The following is a 17196-nucleotide window of genomic DNA, read 5'->3' as shown; positions in this document are numbered from 1 at the left end:
ATGGATACTGCCCGATGGTAGCCGCGCGATGTTTCCTCGGGATGTGTCCGGATCAGGCAGTCCGGATCAGGCGGGCAGGGTGCGTTTGGCGCGGATCGCCTCGGCGCGCGAGGCGAGCTGTGCGTCGGCCGGGTAGGCGACATGTTCCAGGGTCAGGCCGTGGGGTGCGATGGGCCCGGTGGAGCCTTCGCGCCGGGGGACGGCCATTTTGCCGGCGAACCAGTCCAGGTCGCGTTTGCCGAGCCCCACCTGCACGCAGGCGTTGACCAGCGAGCGGACCATGTTGCGGGCGAAAGCGTCGGCGACGATGGTGAAGCACAGCAGGCCGGACTCCATCGTCGACACCACGGCGCCGGGCGCCGCGCTGGCGCCCGGCACGAGCGGGGAGACGGGGATGCGGGCCCACACCGCGCGCTTGACCTCACGGATCGTGGTGCCGCCGGGGTTCGGGGTGGCGAAGGAGCCGAAGTCGTGCAGGCCGACCGTCATCGCGGCGGCGGCGTTCATGCGCTCCAGGTCGAGGTCGTCGTCGATGTGGAGCACGCAGCCGCGCAGGCGGGGGTCGACCTCGGCGCCCCGGTCGGCGATGCGGTAGACGTACGTGCGCTCCAATGCGGAGAAGCGGGCGTCGAAGCCTTCCGGCGCGCGGCGCACGCGGCGCACGGCGATGTCGGCGGGCAGGATGCGCTGGAGTCGATGGCACAGCGCGGTCTCGGCGTCGGTGCGCATATGGCCCACGGCGCGGGCCAGCGTCTCCTCGGCAAGCTCGAGATGGCAGACCTGGTGGGCGGCGTGCACGCCGGTGTCGGTGCGGCCGGCGACGACCAGGCGCAGCGGCTCGTCCGGGTCGTCCTCGGGCACGCGCAGCAGCCGGTGCAGCGCGGCCTCGACGCTGCCTTGCACGGTGCGGATGCCGGGCTGGGTGGCCCAGCCGTAGAAACCGCCGCCGTCATAGGCCAGGTCGATGCGCAGTCTGGTCATATGCCTCTCCTCCCACGATTGCGGCGGGCCTGCCGGCGGCCCGCCCGTCCATACGGGCGGAGGCCGGGAATCCGTGGGGATTCCCGGCCTCCGCTAACGCAACAGCCTAGGGCTGTAAGCCTTGGCTCACTCGGCCTTCTCGGCCTCGGTGGTCTCGGCAGCCTCGGTGGCCTCGGTCACGGGAGCCTCGGCCGGAGCCTCGGCGGCGGCGACCTTGGTCGCGGCCTCGGCTTCCTTCACGACGGCCTGCTTCGGGCTCACCGGCTCGGTGACGAGCTCGATGATGGCGGACGGAGCGGAGTCGCCCTTGCGCGGGGCGATCTTCACGATGCGGGTGTAGCCGCCCTCGCGCTGCTCCATCTGCTCGGCGATCTCGGTGAACAGCGTGTGCACGACCGACTTGTTGCGGATGACGCGCATCACGCGACGGCGGGAGTGCAGGTCACCGCGCTTGGCGAAGGTGATCAGGCGCTCGGCCAGCGGACGGAGGCGCTTGGCCTTCGGCAGCGTGGTGGTGATGCGGCCGTTCGCGAACAGGCTGGTGGCCATGTTGGCGAGCATGAGGCGCTCGTGCGCGGGGCTGGACGCCAGACGCGGGCCCTTCTTGGGAGTAGGCATTGGTTATCTCCTTTTGCCGGCCGGTCCAGGTGGGCAGGCGCCCGAGCATCCGGACCGACGGCGGTTGGTCAAAGTCGGCTTCTCACTCGTCCTCAGGGGAGAAGAAGGTGCCGCCTTCGAGGTTGGTGGCATCGAAGCCGAGCGGCGAGGCCTTGAGGGACAGCCCGAGGGACTCGAGCTTCTCCTTGACCTCATCGATGGACTTCATGCCGAAATTGCGGATGTCGAGCAGATCCTGCTCGGTGTGGGAGACCAGCTCGCCGATGGTGTGGATGCCCTCGCGCTTGAGGCAGTTGTAGCTGCGCTGCGTGAGGTTGAGGTCCTCGATCGGGACCGCCATCTCGGGGTTGGACTCCTCGGCCACGGGGGCGGGACCCACCTCGACGCCCTCGGCCTGGGTGTTGAGCTCGCGGCACAGGCCGAAGAGCTCGACCAGGGTCGAGCCGGCGGAAGCCACCGCGTCGCGCGGGGAGATGGAGGGCTTGGTCTCCACGTCCAGGACGAGCTTGTCGAAGTCCGTGCGCTGTTCCACACGGGTGGCCTCGACCTTGTAGCTCACCTTGAGGACCGGGGAGTAGATGGAGTCGACCGGAATGCGGCCGATCTCGTCGTTCTCGCCCTTGTTCATCTGCGCGGGCACGTAACCGCGGCCACGCTCGACGGTGAACTCGATCTCGAGCTCGCCGTCCTCGGCCAGGGTGGCGATGTGCATCTCCGGGTTGGCGATGGTGACGCCGGCCGGCGGAGTGATGTCACCAGCGGTGGCCTCGCCCTTGCCGCTCTTGCGCAGATACATGACGACCGGTTCGTCGTACTCGCTGGTCAGCACGATGCCCTTGATGTTCAGCAGGATCTCGGTGACGTCCTCCTGGACGCCCGGCAGGGTGGTGAACTCATGCAGGGCACCGGAGATACGCACGGAGGTCACGGCCGCACCCGGGATCGAGCTCAGCAGCGTACGGCGCAGCGAGTTGCCGAGCGTGTAGCCGAAGCCAGGCTCGAGCGGCTCGATGGTGAAGCGGGAGCGCTGGGGATTCAGCGATTCCTCGGTAAGGGTCGGACGCTGTGCAATAAGCACTGTTGTATCCTTTCAGCTTTTGTCCGGTGGTGCACTCACCGGGGCAACAGCGGGTTGGAATTCGGGTCTGCGAGTGCTCAGACGCGGCGACGCTTGGGAGGACGGACGCCGTTGTGCGCTTGCGGGGTCACGTCGGTGATGGAGCCGACCTCGAGGCCGGCGGACTGCAGGGAACGGATCGCGGTCTCGCGGCCGGAGCCCGGGCCCTTGACGAACACGTCGACCTTCTTCAGGCCATGCTCCATGGCCTTGCGGGCGGCGGACTCGGCGGCCATGCCAGCGGCGTACGGCGTGGACTTGCGGGAGCCCTTGAAGCCAACATCGCCACCGGACGCCCAGGACAGGACGGCGCCGGACGGATCGGTGATCGAGATGATCGTGTTGTTGAAGGTGGACTTGATGTGCGCCTGCCCGACCGGGACCGACTTGCGGTCGCGGCGACGCGGCTTGCGCGCGGCTTGCTTCTGAGCAGCCATGAATCCTCGTTTCCTCGGTACGGATATTGCCGATAACTTCTACTGCAGGGGTGCGGCCCGGACGATGGGGCGGTCAGGCTCCCGTGGCCCGGGGCGGAAGGCCGTTACTTCGTGGCCTTCTTCTTGCCGGCGACCGTGCGCTTCGGACCCTTGCGGGTGCGGGCGTTGGTCTTGGTGCGCTGGCCGCGCACCGGCAGGCCGCGGCGATGACGCTGGCCCTGGTAGCAGTTGATCTGAATCTTGCGACGGATGTCCGCGTCGATCTCACGACGCAGATCGCCCTCGATCTTGTAGTTGGCCTCGAGGTAGTCACGCAGCGTGATGAGCTGCTCGTCGGTCAGATCCTTGACGCGGATGTCCGGGCTGATGCCGGTCGCGGCAAGGGTTTCCTTGGCACGAGTGCGGCCCACACCGAAGATGTAGGTGAGGGCGATCTCGATGCGCTTCTCATTGGGGATGTCGACTCCGGCAAGACGTGCCATATCGATGTCCTTTTCTTGGATGACGTAGGTTTCGCTCCGAGCCGCCCGGTTCCCCGGCACGGGCCTACGCGCCCGTGGTTCAACGGAGGTCCCCGCGAGGGGACATGTTGTGGCTCAGTGCCTGATTTTCAGTTGTGCCGCTGGAATCTGCTCTCAGCCCTGACGCTGCTTGTGGCGGGGGTTGGTGCAGATCACCATGACGCGGCCGTGACGACGGATCACGCGGCAGTTCTCGCAGATCCTCTTCACACTAGGGCTGACCTTCATGGTTTTCCTTTGCTTGTACCTTACTTGTACCGGTACGTAATGCGGCCGCGGTTCAGGTCGTAGGGGCTCATTTCCAGCACGACGCGGTCCTGCGGCAGGATGCGGATGTAGTTCTTGCGCATCTTGCCGGAGATCGTGGCGAGCACGATGTGCTTGTTCTCGAGCTCCACGCGGAACATTGCGTTCGGCAAAGCCTCCACGACACGGCCTTCGACTTCAATCACACCGTCTTTTGCCATAAGTCCTGCTTCCCGTTCCTGGTCGGTTGCATTACATGCGGTGCATCCGAAAACACACCAACTTGCAAGAATACACAGAGGGGTTCCCAGCGACACGCCGGGAACCCCGTTGCAAGTGTGTCGGTGCCGGGACTGGCCGGCGCCGTGTGGTAATGGGAGGCAGACCGCTCAGGCGACCTTGGCGTCCAGGGCCTTGACGATGTTGGCCTGGATCGCGTCGATCTCACCCACGCCGTCGATGGCCACGAGCTGGCCGCGGTCGCGGTAGATGTCGAGCAGCGGCGCGGTCTCGCGGGCGTAGGTCGCCAGACGGGTGGCGATGGCCTCGGGCGTGTCGTCGGCGCGGCCCTGCTCGGCGGCGCGCTTGGCCATGCGCTCCATGAGCACGTCGTGGTCGGCGTCCAGCGCGACCACCGCGTCGAGCGGAGTGCCCAGCTCGGCGAGCATCTGGTCGAGCGCCTCGACCTGGGAGGCGTTGCGCGGGTAGCCGTCGAGAATCCAGCCGTCCTTGGCGTCGTCCATGGCCAGGCGGTCCTTGACGATGGTGTTGGTCAGCGAGTCCGGCACGAGCTCGCCCTTGTCGGTGTAGCTCATGGCCTCGAGGCCCAGCGGGGTCTTGTTCTTGATGTTGTAGCGGAAGATGTCGCCCGTGGAGATGGCGGGGATGCCGTAGTGCTCGGCGAGGAGGGCGGCCTGGGTGCCCTTGCCGACGCCCTGGGGGCCCATGATCAGCAGTCGCATGGTGGTGCTCCTTCGGTCTGTGGTGGTTGGTGTGGCGAAGCGTCAGCGGTGCTTGCTGTTCTTCTCGTTGTTCTTGTTCACGGCCTCGGCGGAATCCTCGAAGAGGAAGCCGGCGTACTGGAACTGCTCGGTCTGGGCCTTGGCCTGGCGCAGGGTGTCGAGGCCGACGCCCGCGATGATCAGGATCGTGGTGCCGCCGAACGGCAGCTGCGTGTTGAGCCCCAGCGCCATGATGAGCACGGTCGGGATGAGCGCCACGAAGAGCAGGTAGACGGCGCCCACCGTGTTGAGGCGGTTCATCACGTAGCTCAGGTAGCGGCTGGTGGCGGAGCCGGCGCGGATGCCGGGGATGAAGCCGCCGTAGTTCTTCATGTTGTCCGCGGTCTCGTCCGGGTTGAACGTGATCGAGGTGTAGAAGAAGCAGAAGAACACGATCATGAGCGCGTACAGCGCGATGTACCAGACGCTGGTCGTGTCGGCCAGGTTCGTGTTGATCCATTTGACCCACGACTGGTCGGAGTTGCCGAACTGGGCGATGAGCGTGGGGATGGCCAGGATGGAGGAGGCGAAGATCGGCGGGATGACGCCGCTCATGTTGATCTTGAGCGGCAGGTAGGTGGAGGAGCCGCCGTACATCTTGCGGCCGATCATGCGGCGGGTGTACTGCACCGGGATGCGGCGCTGGCACAGCTCCACGTAGTCGACGAACACGAGGATGACGAGCAGCACGGCCACGACGATCGCGAACTTGCCCCAGTCGCCATCGGTGCCGTTGGTGCCCCAGCCGATCTCCCACAGCTGCGGCAGGAAGCCGGAGCAGATGGACATGAAGATGAGCACGGACATGCCCTGGCCGATGCCCTTGTCGGTGATGAGCTCGGCCATCCACATGATCAGGCCGGTGCCGCCGGTCATGATGAGCACCATGACGATGAGGTTGCCCACGGAGCCGTCCGGGATGACCTGGGAGCACTGGTAGTTGAACAGCGCGCCGGAGCGGGCGGTCACCAGGATGGTGGTGGACTGCAGCACGGCCAGGCCGATGGTCAGGTAACGGGTGTACTGGGTGAGCTTGGCCTCGCCGGACTGGCCTTCCTTGTGCAGCGCCTCGAAGCGCGGGATGACCACGCGCAGCAGCTGCACGACGATGGAGGCGGTGATGTACGGCATCACGCCCAGCGCGAAGATGGACAGCTGGAGCATGGCGCCGCCGGAGAACAGGTTCACCAGTCCGATGAAGTTCTCCTGGCTGCCGGACAGGGTGTTGACGCACTCCTGCACGACCTTCTCGTCCACACCAGGGGTGGGGATGAAGGAGCCGATGCGGTAGATGATGATGATGAAGAGAACGAAGAGGATCTTCTTCCTCAGTTCCTTGGTCTTCAAGGCCTGAATTAACGTCCTCACTTGGGATCCTCCCTGATTGAACACACAGCTAAATCGGAAGTCTAGCGCACGGCGTCTACCGGACGGCGCGTTCCGCCCGGAAACCGGGCCTCGGCGGGGCTTGGGCCGCGCATACGAAGACGTCCCTTCCAGCCTAACGCTGGAAGGGACGTCTCTGGATCGCGTCATACGCGGGCGATCGCCACGGGAATTCTCACTCCTCCACGGAGCCGCCGGCGGCCTCGATCTTGGCCTTGGCGGACGCGGACACCTTCACGCCCTTGAGGGTGAAGGCCACGGTGGTCTCGCCGTCGCCCAGGACCTTGACCGGCTGGTTGGCGCGCACGACGCCCTTGGCGGCCAGATCCTCGACGGACACCTCGCCGCCGTTCGGGAAGAGCTCCACGAGGCGGGCCAGGTTCACGACCTGGTACTCCACGCGGAACGGGTTCTTGAAGCCACGGAGCTTCGGCAGGCGCATGTACAACGGCAGCTGGCCGCCCTCGAAGCCCGGACGCACGTGGTTGCGCTTGGTCTGGCCCTTGGCGCCACGGCCGGCGGTCTTGCCCTTGGAGCCCTCGCCGCGGCCAACGCGGATGCGATCCTTGTTGGCGCCCGGAGCGGGCTTGAGGTCATGCATCTGCAGGATCTCGTTGTCAGCCATGATCAGTCGACCTCCTCGACGGTGACAAGATGACGCACCACGTTGATCAGGCCGCGCACGGCGGAGTTGTCAGGACGCTCGACGGTCTGGCCGATCTTGCGAAGGCCCAGGGTCTTGGCGCTCTCACGCTGCGCGAAGTTCGCGCCGCACATGCCGTGGTGCAGGGTAATCTTCAGGGACTTAGCCATTCTCACTCACCATCCTTCTGGGCGGCAGCGGCCTTCTCCTCGCGAGCCTTGCGGGCCTCGGCGATGCCGGCGGCGCGGGCGCGCAGCAGCGCGTCCGGGGCCACCTCGTCGAGCGGCAGGCCACGGCGGGCGGCGATCTCCTCCGGCTCCTCAAGCTGCTTGAGGGCGGCGACGGTCGCGCGGACCATGTTGACGGCGGTGGGCGAGCCCATCGACTTGGACAGCACATCGGTGATGCCGGCGCACTCCATGACGGCGCGCACCGGGCCGCCGGCGATCACGCCGGTGCCGGGGGCGGCCGGGCGCAGCAGCACGGTGCCGGCCGCGTCATGGCCGATCACCGGGTGGGTGACGGTGCCACGGATGCGCGGGACGGTGAACATGTGCTTCTTGGCGTCGAGCTGGCCCTTGGCGATGGCGGCCGGGACCTCGCGGGACTTGCCGTAGCCCACGCCCACGGTGCCGTTGCCGTCGCCCACGACCACGAGGGCCGCGAAGCTGAACGTGCGGCCGCCCTTGTGGGTCTTGGACACACGGTTGATGGTCACCACGCGATCGAGCAGCTCGTCGCCCTTGTTCTCCTCGCGGCGGTTGCGACGCTCGCCACGGCGGCCCTCGCCACGCTGGCCGCGGCGGGAGCGACGGCCCTCGTTCGCGTTCTCAGCGGGAGCGGCCTCGGTGTTCTTGGTCTCTTCAGCCACTTGGGTTTCCTTCACTTCGTTCTCGCTCACAGCTCCAGACCTCCCTCGCGGGCGCCCTCAGCGACGGCTGCGACGCGACCGGTGTACTTGTTGCCACCACGGTCGAAGACGACGGCGGTGATGCCGGCGGCCTTGGCCTTCTCAGCGATCAGCTGGCCGACCTTCTTGGCGGCCTCGACCTTGGTGCCCTCGAAGCCGGCGAACTCGGCGGTGATCGTCGAGGCGGAGACCAGGGTGATGCCCTTGGTGTCGTCGACGACCTGGGCCACCATGTGGCGGTTGGAACGGGTGACCACGAGGCGCGGACGCTCCGCGGTGCCGCGGATGCGCTTGCGCAGACGGGCGTGACGGCGCTTGAGCGCGGCCTTCTTGCCCTTGCCGTAGATAGTGACGCTCATATCACTTACCAGCCTTTCCAGCCTTGCGCAGGATACGCTCGTCGGCGTACTTGATGCCCTTGCCCTTGTAGGGTTCGGGAGCGCGGAGCTTGCGGATGTTCGCGGCGACCTGACCCACGACCTGCTTGTCGATGCCCTTGACGACGACCTCGTTCGGGTTCGGCAGCTCGAAGGTGATGCCTTCCGGCGGGTTCATGGTGATGGTGTGGGAGTAACCGAGGAAGAACTCGATGCCCTGGCCCTTGGCGACGGCGCGGTAACCCGTGCCGACGATCTGCAGGCGCTTCTCGTAGCCCTCGGAGACACCCTTGACCATGCCGGCGATGATCGAGCGGGCCAGGCCGTGCTTGGCACGGGTCGGGCGCAGGTCATCGGCCGGGGTGAGGATGATCTCGTTGCCCTCGACGGCACCGGTGATGCCCTCGGGGATTTCGAAGGAGTCGGAGCCCTTGGCGCCCTTCACGCTGAAGGACTGGCCCTCGATCTTGACCTCCACGCCAGCGGGAATGGTGACGGGGAGCTTACCGATATGCGATGCCATTGTTCAGCTCTCCTTTCTCACCACACGTAGGCGACGATCTCGCCGCCGATGCCCCGGTCGAGGCATTCCTTCTGGGTCAGCAGTCCCGACGAGGTCGAGATGATGGCGATACCGAGGCCACCGAGCGGCATCGGCAGCGCGTCGGACTTCGCGTAGCGGCGCAGGCCGGGCTTCGAGATGCGCTTGATGCCCTGGATGGAACGCTCGCCGTTGGGGCCGTACTTGAGGGTGACCTCGAGGGTCTGGCCCACCTTGGCCTCCTTGGCGGAGTAGTCCTTGATGAAGCCCTCGCGCTTGAGGATCTCGGCGATGGCCGCCTTGAACTTGGAGTACGGCATGTCCACGGTCTCGTGCTTGGCCGCGCTCGCGTTACGCAGACGGGTGAGCATGTCTGCGATCGGATCTGTCATTGTCATTTGGGCTTATTGCCCTTTCTCGCCGTGGTTTCCGCCGCCCTGCCCGTGGATGGGCCCGGGCCGCGGACCTTCAGCGTCGATGTTTACCAACTGGACTTAGTGACTCCGGGCAGCTCGCCGCGGTGGGCCTTCTCGCGAAGGCAGATGCGGCACAGGCCGAACTTGCGGTAGACGGAGTGGGGACGGCCGCACACCTGGCAGCGCGTGTACGCGCGCACCTTGAACTTGGGGCTGCGTGCCGCCTTGTTCTTCAGAGCGGTTTTTGCCATATCAGTTCTCCTTGAAGGGGAAACCCAGGTGCTTGAGCAGCGCGCGGGCCTCGTTGTCATCCTTGGTGCTGGTCACCACGGTGATATCCATGCCGCGCTGGTGATCGATCGCGTCCGGATCGATCTCGTGGAACATGGACTGCTCGGTCAGACCGAAGTTGTAGTTGCCCTGGCCATCGAACTGATTGCCGTTGATGCCGCGGAAATCGCGGATGCGCGGCAGGGCCATGGTCAGAAGGCGGTCCAGGAACTCCCACATGCGGTCGCCACGCAGGGTGACGTACGCGCCGATGGCCTGGCCCTCACGCAGGTGGAACTGCGCGACGGACTTCTTGGCCTTGGTGATCTTCGGCTGCTGGCCGGTGATCAGGCGGAGGTCCTTGACGGCGCCCTCGATGAGCTTGGAGTCGCGAGCGGCGGCGCCGACGCCCATGGAGACGACGACCTTCTGGATACGAGCAACCTGCATGGGGTTGGAGTACTTGAACTCCTTCTCCATCTCCGGGATGATCTCGTCGTTGTAACGGGTCTTCAGGCGCGGGGTGGCCGGCGCTTCGACGGTGGTGGTGTCGCTCATGCCAGCTCCTTTCCGGACTTCTTGGCCACGCGCACGCGCACGGTCTTCACCTTGCCGTCGCGAGCCTCTTCCTTGACGACGATGCCGACGCGGGTCGGCTGCTTGGTCTCCGGGTCGATGACCATCACGTTGGAGCGATGGATCGGAGCCTCGACGGAGACGATGCCCGACTGCTGGCCCTGCTGGGTGGCGCGGACGTGCTTCTTGACGATCTGCACGCCCTCGACGATCAGACGGTCGTCCTTGAGCACCTGCTTGACGGTGCCTTCCTTGCCGCGGTCCTTGCCACGGATGACCTTGACGAGGTCGCCCTTCTTGAGCTTCGCAGCCATGATCAGATCACCTCCGGGGCGAGGGACACGATCTTCATGAACTTGTGCTCGCGCAGCTCACGACCGACCGGTCCGAAGATACGAGTGCCCTTCGGTTCGCGGCCGGAGCCGAGAATGACGGCGGCGTTCTCGTCGAACTTGATGTAGGAGCCGTCGGCGCGACGGGACTCCTTGACGGTGCGGACGACGACGGCCTTGACCACATCGCCCTTCTTGACCGACCCGCCAGGGATCGCGTCCTTGACGGAGGCGACGATGACGTCGCCGATGCCGGCGTAGCGTCGCTTCGATCCGCCGAGCACTCGGATGGCAAGGAGCTCCTTGGCACCCGTGTTGTCGGCGACATGAAGCCGCGTTTCCTGCTGAATCATTGATTCTCCTTAGCCGAGCTGGTTCTCCCCGCACACCGGGCGCGGCGGGCCGCACAGGGGCTTCCCGCCGCGTCCGGTGTACGCGGAGCCTTGCCGAACTTGTTTACTTGGCGCGCTCGATGATGGAATCGAGACGCCAACGCTTGGTCTTGCTCAGAGGCCGAGTCTCCATAATACTCACGAGGTCGCCAACGTGGGCCTCGTTGTGTTCGTCATGGACCTTGACCTTCTTGGTGGTGCGGACGACCTTGCCATACAGCGGGTGGGTCGAACGCTTCTCGAGCTCGACGGTGACCGTCTTGTCCATGGTCTCGGACACGACGTAGCCGCGGCGAACCTTGCGGGTGTTGCGCTCCTGAGTGTCAGCCATGCTCACTTCTCCTCAGCTTTCTCCTCGGCCGCGGGCTCGGTGGTGATGCCAAGCTCACGCTCGCGCAGCACGGTGTACATGCGGGCGATGTCATGCTTGACGGCCTTGAGACGCGCGGTGTTCTCGAGCTGACCGGTCGCGTGCTGGAAGCGCAGGTTGAACAGCTCTTCCTTGGACTTCTTGAGGAAGCCCTCGATCTCGGCGTTGGTCTTCTCGTTCAGATTCTTGATGGTGTACTCTTCGGTTCCGACCGACATCAGATGTCACCGCCTTCGCGAGCAATAACACGGCACTTCATGGGGAGCTTGTCAATCGCGCGGCGCAGGGCCTCGCGGGCGACATCCTCGGACACGCCGCCGATCTCGAACATCACGCGACCGGGACGGACGTTGGCGATCCAGAACTCGGGGGCGCCCTTGCCGGAACCCATTCGGGTGCCGAGCGGCTTCTTGGTCAGCGGGCGGTCCGGGAAGACCGTGATCCACACGCGGCCGCCACGCTTGATGTAGCGGGTCATGGCGATACGCGCGGCCTCGATCTGACGGTTGGTCACATAGCAGGGGGCCAGGGCCTGGATGCCGAAATCGCCGAAGCTGATCTCGTTGCCACCCTTGGACATGCCAGAGCGGCCCGGACGATGCTGCTTGCGGTACTTAGTCCTCTTCGGGATAAGCATTCTTGCTCACTCCTTCGTTTCCGTAGGGGCGGCAGCGGCCTCGGCCTTGGGGGCCTCGGCGGTCTGCTGCTGGGACGCGGCCGGGCGGTTGCCACGGCGCGGACGACGGTCGCCGCGGCGGCCGGGGCGGTTGCTGGACTGCGCCTGCTGGGCCTCGAACTCGCTCTCGGTCATATCGCCCTTGTAGATCCACACCTTCACGCCGATGCGGCCGTAGGTGGTCTTGGCCTCGAAGAAGCCGTAGTCGATCAGGGCGCGCAGGGTCTGCAGCGGAACGCGGCCCTCGCGGTAGAACTCGGAGCGGCTCATCTCGGCGCCGCCCAGACGGCCGGAGAGCTTGATGCGGATGCCCTTGGCGCCGGCGCGCATCGCGTCCTGCTGGGCCTTGCGCATCGCGCGGCGGAAGGTCACGCGGTTGGTGAGCTGCTCGGCGATGGACTGGGCCACCAGCTGGGCGTCCAGCGCGGCGTTCTTCACCTCGAAGATGTTGAGCTGGACCTGCTTGCCGGTGAGCTTCTCGAGCTTGGCGCGCACGCGCTCGGCCTCCGCGCCGCGGCGGCCGATCACGATGCCCGGGCGGGCGGTGTGGATGTCCACACGCACGCGGTCGCGGGTGCGCTCGATGACGATCTTGCTCACGCCGGCGCGCTCGAGGTCCTTGCTCATCTCCTTGCGGATCTTGTCATCCTCGAGGACGAAGTCACGGTAACGCTCGCCGACCTTGTTGGAGTCGGAGAACCACTTGGAGCGGTGGTTCTCGGTGATGCCGAGGCGGTAGCCGAACGGATTGATCTTCTGACCCATCTCAGCGGGCTCCTTCCTTGTTGGCGACGACAACCGTGATGTGGGAGGTGCGCTTGTTGATGCGAGCGGCACGGCCCTGGGCACGGGCGCGGAAACGCTTGAGGGTCACGCCCTCGTCCACGTAGGTCTCCTTGATCACGAGGTCGTTCTCACGGAACGGCTCGCCGGCCTTGTCGGCCTTCACTCGGGCGTTGGCGATGGCGCTCTCCAGGGTCTTGCGGACCGGAAGGGCCGCGGCCTGGGGGGCGAACTTCAGGATGGTGACGGCTTCGGTCGCCTGCTTGCCTCGGATGAGGTCGACCATGCGGCGAGCCTTGCGCGGCGTCACACGGACGTGACGAGCGATTGCTTTAGCTTCCATTAGTCATTCTCTCCTTTAGCGGCGGGACTTCTTGTCGTCCTTCACGTGACCCTTGAAGGTCTTCGTGGGGGCGAACTCACCGAGCTTGTGTCCGACCATCGCCTCGGTGACGAACACCGGGACGTGCTTGCGGCCATCATGGACAGCGAAGGTGTGTCCGATGAAGTCCGGGGTGATCATCGAACGACGGGACCAGGTCTTGATGACGTTCTTGGTGCCCTTCTCGTTCTGTTCGTCGACCTTCTTCTGCAAGTGGGCGTCGACGAAGGGGCCCTTCTTGATGCTACGAGTCATCTTCTCGTTACTCCCTTACTTGCGGTTCTTGCCATTCGGACGGCGGCGAACGATCATCTTGTTCGAAGCCTTCTTCGGACGACGGGTGCGGACCTCGCCCTTGCCCCACGGGCTCACCGGCGGCTTGCCGCCGCGGGTGCGGCCACCGTGCGGGTGGTCGACCGGGTTCATGGACTCACCACGGGTGATCGGGCGCTTGCCCATCCAACGGGCGCGGCCGGCCTTGCCGAGCTGGATGTTCGCGTGCTCCTCGTTGCCCACCTCGCCGACGGTCGCGCGGCAGCGCGCGTCGACGTTGCGGATCTCGCCGGAAGGCATACGCAGCTGGGCGTAGGCGCCGTCCTTGGCGACGAGCTGCACGGAGGCACCGGCGGAGCGGGCGATCTTGGCGCCGCCCAGCGGGCGGAGCTCGATCGCGTGCACGATGGTACCGGTCGGGATGTTGCGCAGCGGCAGGTTGTTGCCGGGCTTGATGTCGGCCTGGGCGCCGGTCTCGATGACGTCGCCCTGCTTGATGCCCTTCGGCGCGATGATGTAGCGCTTCTCGCCGTCCGCGTAGTGCAGGAGGGCGATGTTGGCGGTGCGGTTCGGGTCGTACTCGATGTGGGCGACCTTGGCCGGCACGCCGTCCTTGTCCCAGCGGCGGAAGTCGATGAGACGGTACTGGCGCTTGTGGCCGCCGCCGCGATGGCGGGAAGTCATACGGCCGTAGGAGTTGCGGCCGCCAGTCTTGCTGAGCTTGCGAACCAGCGACTTCTCAGGCGTGGAACGCGTGAGCTCGGAGAAGTCCGAGACGGACGCGTTGCGGCGGCCTGCAGTCGTCGGCTTATAAACGCGGATAGCCATAATGTAGTTCTTCCTTTGACTTTCTCGGCTAGCCTTCAGTTACCGAAGATGTCGATCGTCTGGCCCTCGGCCACCGTGACGATGGCACGCTTCTGGCTCGCGCGCTGGCCGAAGCCGGTGCGGGTGCGCTTGCGCTTGCCGGCGCGGTTGAGGGTGTTGACGTTCGTCACCTTGACGTTGAAGATCTCCTGGACGGCCTGCTTGATCTGCACCTTGTTGGCGTTCGGGGCCACCACGAAGGTGTACTGGCCACGGTCGGACAGGGCGTAGCTCTTCTCGGAGACGACAGGCTTCAGGATGACGTCGTATGCGGGCTTGTGGATGGCAACCATGTGAATCAGGCCTCCTTGGCGGTCTTCGCGGCCACGAACTCATCGAGGGCGGCCTTGGTGAAGACGACGTACTGAGCGGTGACCACATCGTACGTGTTGAGCTGATCGGCGAACAGCACATGCACGGTGGGGATGTTGCGGACGGACAGCCACTCGTTCACCTCGTCGCGGGTGAGCACGACGGTGGCGAACTTGTCGCCGCAGATCGGGGACAGCGCGGCGACGGCGGCCTTGGTGGACGGAGCCTCGAGGGCGCCGAAGTCCACGACGGCCACGCGGCCGGCGTTGGCGCGGTCGGACAGCACGTAGCGCAGAGCGGCGGCCTTCATCTTCTTCGGGGTGCGCTGCGAGTAGTCACGCGGCTGCGGGCCGAAGACGGTGCCGCCGTGGTACCACTGCGGGGCGCGGATGGAGCCCTGGCGGGCACGGCCGGTGCCCTTCTGCTTCCACGGCTTCTTGCCGCCGCCGGAGACCATGCCACGGGTCTTGGTGGCGTGGGTGCCCTGGCGGGCGGCGGCCAGCTGGGCCACCACGACCTGGTGGATCAGCGGCACATGGGCCTGGACCTCTTCGGCGGAGAAGCCGAACAGCTCGGCCGGGACCTCGACGGAGCCGGCCTGGGCGCCCTTGGCGTCAGTGACGGTGAAAGTGACGTTTGCCATGACTTATCAGGCTCCCTTCACAGCGGAACGGACGAGGACGATGCCGCCCTTCGGGCCCGGGATGGCGCCCTTGATGGCGAGGATGCCGTTCTCAACGTCCGCGGAGACGACGGTGAGGTTCTGCACGGTGGAGGTGACATGGCCCATGCGGCCGGCCATCTTCTTGCCCTTGAGGATGCGGCCCGGGGTGGCGCATGCGCCGACGGAGCCGGGACGACGCTCGTTCTTGTGCGAGCCGTGCGAACGACGGTAGGACTTGAAGCCCCAGCGCTTGATGGTGCCGGCGAAGCCCTTGCCCTTGGTGGTGCCGGTCACGTCGACCTCGGCACCCTCGGCGAAGGTGTCGGCGGCGAGCTCCTGGCCCACGGTGTACTCGACGGCGTTGTCCTCGCGCACCTCGACGAGGTGACGGCGCGGGGTGACGCCGGCCTTGGCGAAGTGGCCGGCCAGCGGCTTGGTGACCTTGCGCGGATCGATCTGGCCGTAGCCGATCTGGACGGCGGTGTAGCCGTCGGTCTCCGGGGTCTTGATGGCGGTCACCACGTTGGTGGACACGTCGACCAGGGTGACGGGAACGAAGAAGCCGTTCTCATCCCAGACCTGGGACATGCCGAGCTTCTTGCCCAGAAGGGCCTTGCGATCTGCATGCTGCGACATTGCTTCCTCCTCCCTTACAGCTTGATCTCGATGTTGACGTCAGCGGGCAGATCGATGTGCATCAGGGAATCCACGGCCTTGGGGGTCGGGTCCACGATGTCGATGAGGCGCTTGTGGGTGCGCATCTCGAAGTGCTCGCGAGAATCCTTGTACTTGTGAGGAGAACGAATGACACAGAACACGTTCTTCTCGGTCGGCAGCGGAACGGGGCCAACAACAGTTGCGCCCGCGTTCGTCACCGTTTCGACGATCTTCTTCGCCGATTGGTCGATGACCTCATGGTCATAGGACTTAAGCCTGATGCGGATTTTCTGTCCCGCCATTGCCGTCCGCCCTTTCTAGCGATTCGTTGTACTGTTTACCAACCTGTCTTCTGCTTGCTGGGCACCGGCACGCATGGCCTCCGTTGGACATACGTCCGCTGGCGGTCATCCGTCATCAGTGCACGGGACTGTCAGGAATCCGCGTCAGGCGTGACTCCCGGCCCGTGCTCGCTTTTTGTCATTCCAATTTGCGAGCCCGAAACAGGCAACTTGTTTATTAAAGCATCGGGGCTACCCATGAAAACTCCGGGCGTGTCGCTCCCGCTGCTTCCTCGTCCCACTCCTCTCCTTGCTTCTCGTCCCGCTTCGCGCAGACAGACTGATCCCAGACTGTGTATAGGCGGACATCTCCCTCCAATGGCTGTGCACTGACTGACACCTACTATCCCAAGACTGTGCATGGACGGACGAATATGCCCGGGACTGTGCATGGCATGGTCACGAAGAGCTTCCCAACAGACGTTTCATGACCACGTCATGCACAGCTGTGCCTATACGGACTCTCCCCGTGACCATGCCATGCACAGCTGCGCCTGTGCGGACCTTTCCTCATGACCACGCCATGCACAGCTGTACATCCCATGACATCTCTCCAAATCACGCCATGCACAGCTGTGCCCATACGGACCGTCCCTCGGGGGTGCGGATGTTGTTTTGGATGGTCGTGCGGCCAGTCCAAGGCTTCTGCGGTATTGCACGGGGCTCTGCCGGCCCGGGGATTTCTTGGTGCGTGTCTCATTGTGGTGGGTCAGGTAGGCGGCGAGCCGCCCGTGGAGCTCGTCGTAGGTCACGTCCTTCCAGTCGCGGCAGTGGAGGAATTCGTTCCTGGGCCTGCCGAAGGATCCCTCGGCGGCGGCGTTGTCGGGGCCGCGGCCCTTGGCGCTCATGGACCGGACCAGCCCGTGTTCCTCGCGGATGCGGATCCATCCGGGCCACCGGTGGCGACAGCCCCGGTCCGAGCGGACCGTCGGTGTCTCGCCGGGCGCGAGCGTGGCGATGGCGTCGAGCGGCATGCCGTCGGCCATGGCCGCGTCCGGGCTGCGCGACAGCCTCCAGGAGACGACCATGCCGTCGAAGCGGTCGATGACCGGGGACGGCCGGCGCTTGTAGCCGTCCATGGCGGACCGGGCGGCGTCCGTCAGCCAC

General features: G+C 65.6%; 30 protein-coding genes and 1 pseudogene. All 31 read right to left on the bottom strand.

Annotated elements, in window-relative coordinates; all coding sequences use genetic code 11:
- Positions 1 to 66: 66 nt before the first annotated feature.
- A complete protein-coding gene (truA, locus tag H7U32_RS05355; RefSeq protein WP_204468743.1) occupies positions 67 to 981 on the bottom strand; it encodes a tRNA pseudouridine(38-40) synthase TruA in 915 nt (304 codons plus the stop codon).
- Positions 982 to 1107: 126 nt separating this feature from the next.
- Positions 1108 to 1599 carry a 50S ribosomal protein L17 gene (rplQ, locus tag H7U32_RS05350; protein WP_204468741.1) on the bottom strand — a complete coding sequence of 164 codons (492 nt, stop codon included), beginning with the start codon at positions 1597 to 1599 and terminating at the stop codon, positions 1108 to 1110.
- Positions 1600 to 1681: 82 nt separating this feature from the next.
- Complete coding sequence (locus H7U32_RS05345; RefSeq protein WP_204468739.1) at positions 1682 to 2677, bottom strand: DNA-directed RNA polymerase subunit alpha; 996 nt, start codon at positions 2675 to 2677, stop codon at positions 1682 to 1684.
- Between the two features lie 77 nt (positions 2678 to 2754).
- Positions 2755 to 3153 carry a 30S ribosomal protein S11 gene (rpsK, locus tag H7U32_RS05340; RefSeq protein WP_204468737.1) on the bottom strand — a complete coding sequence of 133 codons (399 nt, stop codon included), beginning with the start codon at positions 3151 to 3153 and terminating at the stop codon, positions 2755 to 2757.
- Positions 3154 to 3257: 104 nt separating this feature from the next.
- Positions 3258 to 3635: a 30S ribosomal protein S13 gene (gene rpsM / locus H7U32_RS05335; protein WP_204468736.1), complete on the bottom strand. Its 378-nt coding sequence runs from the start codon at positions 3633 to 3635 to the stop codon at positions 3258 to 3260.
- Between the two features lie 153 nt (positions 3636 to 3788).
- Positions 3789 to 3902, bottom strand: a complete 114-nt coding sequence (rpmJ, locus tag H7U32_RS05330) for a 50S ribosomal protein L36 (protein ID WP_003814578.1) — start codon at positions 3900 to 3902, stop codon at positions 3789 to 3791.
- A 20-nt stretch (positions 3903 to 3922) separates the two neighbouring features.
- Positions 3923 to 4141: a translation initiation factor IF-1 gene (gene infA, locus H7U32_RS05325; protein ID WP_004268611.1), complete on the bottom strand. Its 219-nt coding sequence runs from the start codon at positions 4139 to 4141 to the stop codon at positions 3923 to 3925.
- A gap of 168 nt (positions 4142 to 4309) precedes the next feature.
- The gene (locus tag H7U32_RS05320) at positions 4310 to 4882 is read right to left on the bottom strand and encodes an adenylate kinase (RefSeq protein WP_204468734.1); all 573 of its coding nucleotides are present in this window, start codon (positions 4880 to 4882) and stop codon (positions 4310 to 4312) included.
- Positions 4883 to 4924: 42 nt separating this feature from the next.
- A complete protein-coding gene (gene secY, locus H7U32_RS05315) occupies positions 4925 to 6289 on the bottom strand; it encodes a preprotein translocase subunit SecY (RefSeq protein WP_204468733.1) in 1365 nt (454 codons plus the stop codon).
- A 193-nt stretch (positions 6290 to 6482) separates the two neighbouring features.
- Complete coding sequence (gene rplO / locus H7U32_RS05310) at positions 6483 to 6932, bottom strand: 50S ribosomal protein L15 (RefSeq protein ID WP_204468731.1); 450 nt, start codon at positions 6930 to 6932, stop codon at positions 6483 to 6485.
- A 2-nt stretch (positions 6933 to 6934) separates the two neighbouring features.
- Positions 6935 to 7120, bottom strand: coding sequence for a 50S ribosomal protein L30 (gene rpmD, locus H7U32_RS05305; protein WP_204468729.1), 186 nt, complete (start codon positions 7118 to 7120; stop codon positions 6935 to 6937).
- Positions 7121 to 7122: 2 nt separating this feature from the next.
- Positions 7123 to 7851, bottom strand: coding sequence for a 30S ribosomal protein S5 (gene rpsE, locus H7U32_RS05300; protein WP_204468727.1), 729 nt, complete (start codon positions 7849 to 7851; stop codon positions 7123 to 7125).
- On the bottom strand, positions 7848 to 8219 hold the full coding sequence (gene rplR, locus H7U32_RS05295) for a 50S ribosomal protein L18 (RefSeq protein ID WP_204468726.1): 372 nt from the start codon (positions 8217 to 8219) through the stop codon (positions 7848 to 7850). Before rplR ends, rpsE begins: the two co-directional genes overlap by 4 nt.
- A gap of 1 nt (position 8220) precedes the next feature.
- Positions 8221 to 8760 (bottom strand): 50S ribosomal protein L6, encoded by a 540-nt coding sequence (gene rplF / locus H7U32_RS05290; RefSeq protein ID WP_204468724.1) that lies wholly within the window; start codon positions 8758 to 8760, stop codon positions 8221 to 8223.
- A 17-nt stretch (positions 8761 to 8777) separates the two neighbouring features.
- Positions 8778 to 9176 (bottom strand): 30S ribosomal protein S8, encoded by a 399-nt coding sequence (gene rpsH, locus H7U32_RS05285; RefSeq protein ID WP_204468722.1) that lies wholly within the window; start codon positions 9174 to 9176, stop codon positions 8778 to 8780.
- An 83-nt stretch (positions 9177 to 9259) separates the two neighbouring features.
- Positions 9260 to 9445 carry a type Z 30S ribosomal protein S14 gene (locus tag H7U32_RS05280; protein WP_204468720.1) on the bottom strand — a complete coding sequence of 62 codons (186 nt, stop codon included), beginning with the start codon at positions 9443 to 9445 and terminating at the stop codon, positions 9260 to 9262.
- Position 9446: 1 nt separating this feature from the next.
- Complete coding sequence (rplE, locus tag H7U32_RS05275; protein WP_204468718.1) at positions 9447 to 10022, bottom strand: 50S ribosomal protein L5; 576 nt, start codon at positions 10020 to 10022, stop codon at positions 9447 to 9449.
- Positions 10019 to 10354 carry a 50S ribosomal protein L24 gene (gene rplX / locus H7U32_RS05270; protein ID WP_204468716.1) on the bottom strand — a complete coding sequence of 112 codons (336 nt, stop codon included), beginning with the start codon at positions 10352 to 10354 and terminating at the stop codon, positions 10019 to 10021. Before rplX ends, rplE begins: the two co-directional genes overlap by 4 nt.
- Positions 10355 to 10356: 2 nt before the next feature.
- Positions 10357 to 10725: a 50S ribosomal protein L14 gene (gene rplN, locus H7U32_RS05265; protein ID WP_003829893.1), complete on the bottom strand. Its 369-nt coding sequence runs from the start codon at positions 10723 to 10725 to the stop codon at positions 10357 to 10359.
- A 103-nt stretch (positions 10726 to 10828) separates the two neighbouring features.
- The gene (gene rpsQ, locus H7U32_RS05260) at positions 10829 to 11095 is read right to left on the bottom strand and encodes a 30S ribosomal protein S17 (RefSeq protein ID WP_204468715.1); all 267 of its coding nucleotides are present in this window, start codon (positions 11093 to 11095) and stop codon (positions 10829 to 10831) included.
- Positions 11096 to 11097: 2 nt separating this feature from the next.
- Positions 11098 to 11352: a 50S ribosomal protein L29 gene (gene rpmC / locus H7U32_RS05255; protein WP_204468713.1), complete on the bottom strand. Its 255-nt coding sequence runs from the start codon at positions 11350 to 11352 to the stop codon at positions 11098 to 11100.
- Positions 11352 to 11771 (bottom strand): 50S ribosomal protein L16, encoded by a 420-nt coding sequence (rplP, locus tag H7U32_RS05250; RefSeq protein ID WP_204468711.1) that lies wholly within the window; start codon positions 11769 to 11771, stop codon positions 11352 to 11354. Before rplP ends, rpmC begins: the two co-directional genes overlap by 1 nt.
- A 6-nt stretch (positions 11772 to 11777) precedes the next feature.
- A complete protein-coding gene (gene rpsC / locus H7U32_RS05245; protein WP_204468709.1) occupies positions 11778 to 12575 on the bottom strand; it encodes a 30S ribosomal protein S3 in 798 nt (265 codons plus the stop codon).
- A gap of 1 nt (position 12576) precedes the next feature.
- Positions 12577 to 12936 (bottom strand): 50S ribosomal protein L22, encoded by a 360-nt coding sequence (gene rplV / locus H7U32_RS05240; protein ID WP_204468707.1) that lies wholly within the window; start codon positions 12934 to 12936, stop codon positions 12577 to 12579.
- Positions 12937 to 12951: 15 nt separating this feature from the next.
- Positions 12952 to 13230, bottom strand: a complete 279-nt coding sequence (rpsS, locus tag H7U32_RS05235; protein WP_204468706.1) for a 30S ribosomal protein S19 — start codon at positions 13228 to 13230, stop codon at positions 12952 to 12954.
- A gap of 15 nt (positions 13231 to 13245) precedes the next feature.
- Positions 13246 to 14076: a 50S ribosomal protein L2 gene (rplB, locus tag H7U32_RS05230; RefSeq protein WP_204468704.1), complete on the bottom strand. Its 831-nt coding sequence runs from the start codon at positions 14074 to 14076 to the stop codon at positions 13246 to 13248.
- Between the two features lie 35 nt (positions 14077 to 14111).
- On the bottom strand, positions 14112 to 14408 hold the full coding sequence (rplW, locus tag H7U32_RS05225; RefSeq protein WP_204468702.1) for a 50S ribosomal protein L23: 297 nt from the start codon (positions 14406 to 14408) through the stop codon (positions 14112 to 14114).
- 5 nt (positions 14409 to 14413) lie between these two features.
- Positions 14414 to 15070, bottom strand: a complete 657-nt coding sequence (gene rplD, locus H7U32_RS05220) for a 50S ribosomal protein L4 (RefSeq protein ID WP_204468700.1) — start codon at positions 15068 to 15070, stop codon at positions 14414 to 14416.
- 6 nt (positions 15071 to 15076) lie between these two features.
- Positions 15077 to 15727, bottom strand: a complete 651-nt coding sequence (gene rplC, locus H7U32_RS05215; protein ID WP_204468699.1) for a 50S ribosomal protein L3 — start codon at positions 15725 to 15727, stop codon at positions 15077 to 15079.
- 14 nt (positions 15728 to 15741) lie between these two features.
- Positions 15742 to 16050 carry a 30S ribosomal protein S10 gene (gene rpsJ, locus H7U32_RS05210; RefSeq protein ID WP_003827292.1) on the bottom strand — a complete coding sequence of 103 codons (309 nt, stop codon included), beginning with the start codon at positions 16048 to 16050 and terminating at the stop codon, positions 15742 to 15744.
- 665 nt (positions 16051 to 16715) lie between these two features.
- Positions 16716 to 17196, bottom strand: a pseudogene (locus H7U32_RS05205) (IS3 family transposase); the annotation flags it as partial.

Origin of the sequence: Bifidobacterium pullorum subsp. saeculare, assembly GCF_016899725.1 — a bacterium.
GTDB classification, from domain to species: domain Bacteria; phylum Actinomycetota; class Actinomycetes; order Actinomycetales; family Bifidobacteriaceae; genus Bifidobacterium; species Bifidobacterium pullorum_C.
This window is presented reverse-complemented; position numbering and strand designations above follow the sequence as displayed.

Coding starts and splice junctions, on each gene's coding strand:
- truA (WP_204468743.1), bottom strand. CDS start 981: ATGACCAGACTGCGCATCGACCTGGCCTATGACGGCGGCGGTTTCTAC.
- rplQ (WP_204468741.1), bottom strand. CDS start 1,599: ATGCCTACTCCCAAGAAGGGCCCGCGTCTGGCGTCCAGCCCCGCGCAC.
- rpsK (WP_204468737.1), bottom strand. CDS start 3,153: ATGGCTGCTCAGAAGCAAGCCGCGCGCAAGCCGCGTCGCCGCGACCGC.
- rpsM (WP_204468736.1), bottom strand. CDS start 3,635: ATGGCACGTCTTGCCGGAGTCGACATCCCCAATGAGAAGCGCATCGAG.
- rpmJ (WP_003814578.1), bottom strand. CDS start 3,902: ATGAAGGTCAGCCCTAGTGTGAAGAGGATCTGCGAGAACTGCCGCGTG.
- infA (WP_004268611.1), bottom strand. CDS start 4,141: ATGGCAAAAGACGGTGTGATTGAAGTCGAAGGCCGTGTCGTGGAGGCT.
- H7U32_RS05320 (WP_204468734.1), bottom strand. CDS start 4,882: ATGCGACTGCTGATCATGGGCCCCCAGGGCGTCGGCAAGGGCACCCAG.
- rplO (WP_204468731.1), bottom strand. CDS start 6,932: ATGGCTGACAACGAGATCCTGCAGATGCATGACCTCAAGCCCGCTCCG.
- rpmD (WP_204468729.1), bottom strand. CDS start 7,120: ATGGCTAAGTCCCTGAAGATTACCCTGCACCACGGCATGTGCGGCGCG.
- rplR (WP_204468726.1), bottom strand. CDS start 8,219: ATGAGCGTCACTATCTACGGCAAGGGCAAGAAGGCCGCGCTCAAGCGC.
- rplF (WP_204468724.1), bottom strand. CDS start 8,760: ATGGCATCGCATATCGGTAAGCTCCCCGTCACCATTCCCGCTGGCGTG.
- rpsH (WP_204468722.1), bottom strand. CDS start 9,176: ATGACAATGACAGATCCGATCGCAGACATGCTCACCCGTCTGCGTAAC.
- H7U32_RS05280 (WP_204468720.1), bottom strand. CDS start 9,445: ATGGCAAAAACCGCTCTGAAGAACAAGGCGGCACGCAGCCCCAAGTTC.
- rplE (WP_204468718.1), bottom strand. CDS start 10,022: ATGAGCGACACCACCACCGTCGAAGCGCCGGCCACCCCGCGCCTGAAG.
- rplX (WP_204468716.1), bottom strand. CDS start 10,354: ATGGCTGCGAAGCTCAAGAAGGGCGACCTCGTCAAGGTCATCCGTGGC.
- rplN (WP_003829893.1), bottom strand. CDS start 10,725: ATGATTCAGCAGGAAACGCGGCTTCATGTCGCCGACAACACGGGTGCC.
- rpsQ (WP_204468715.1), bottom strand. CDS start 11,095: ATGGCTGACACTCAGGAGCGCAACACCCGCAAGGTTCGCCGCGGCTAC.
- rpmC (WP_204468713.1), bottom strand. CDS start 11,352: ATGTCGGTCGGAACCGAAGAGTACACCATCAAGAATCTGAACGAGAAG.
- rplP (WP_204468711.1), bottom strand. CDS start 11,771: ATGCTTATCCCGAAGAGGACTAAGTACCGCAAGCAGCATCGTCCGGGC.
- rpsC (WP_204468709.1), bottom strand. CDS start 12,575: ATGGGTCAGAAGATCAATCCGTTCGGCTACCGCCTCGGCATCACCGAG.
- rplV (WP_204468707.1), bottom strand. CDS start 12,936: ATGGAAGCTAAAGCAATCGCTCGTCACGTCCGTGTGACGCCGCGCAAG.
- rpsS (WP_204468706.1), bottom strand. CDS start 13,230: ATGACTCGTAGCATCAAGAAGGGCCCCTTCGTCGACGCCCACTTGCAG.
- rplB (WP_204468704.1), bottom strand. CDS start 14,076: ATGGCTATCCGCGTTTATAAGCCGACGACTGCAGGCCGCCGCAACGCG.
- rplW (WP_204468702.1), bottom strand. CDS start 14,408: ATGGTTGCCATCCACAAGCCCGCATACGACGTCATCCTGAAGCCTGTC.
- rplD (WP_204468700.1), bottom strand. CDS start 15,070: ATGGCAAACGTCACTTTCACCGTCACTGACGCCAAGGGCGCCCAGGCC.
- rplC (WP_204468699.1), bottom strand. CDS start 15,727: ATGTCGCAGCATGCAGATCGCAAGGCCCTTCTGGGCAAGAAGCTCGGC.
- rpsJ (WP_003827292.1), bottom strand. CDS start 16,050: ATGGCGGGACAGAAAATCCGCATCAGGCTTAAGTCCTATGACCATGAG.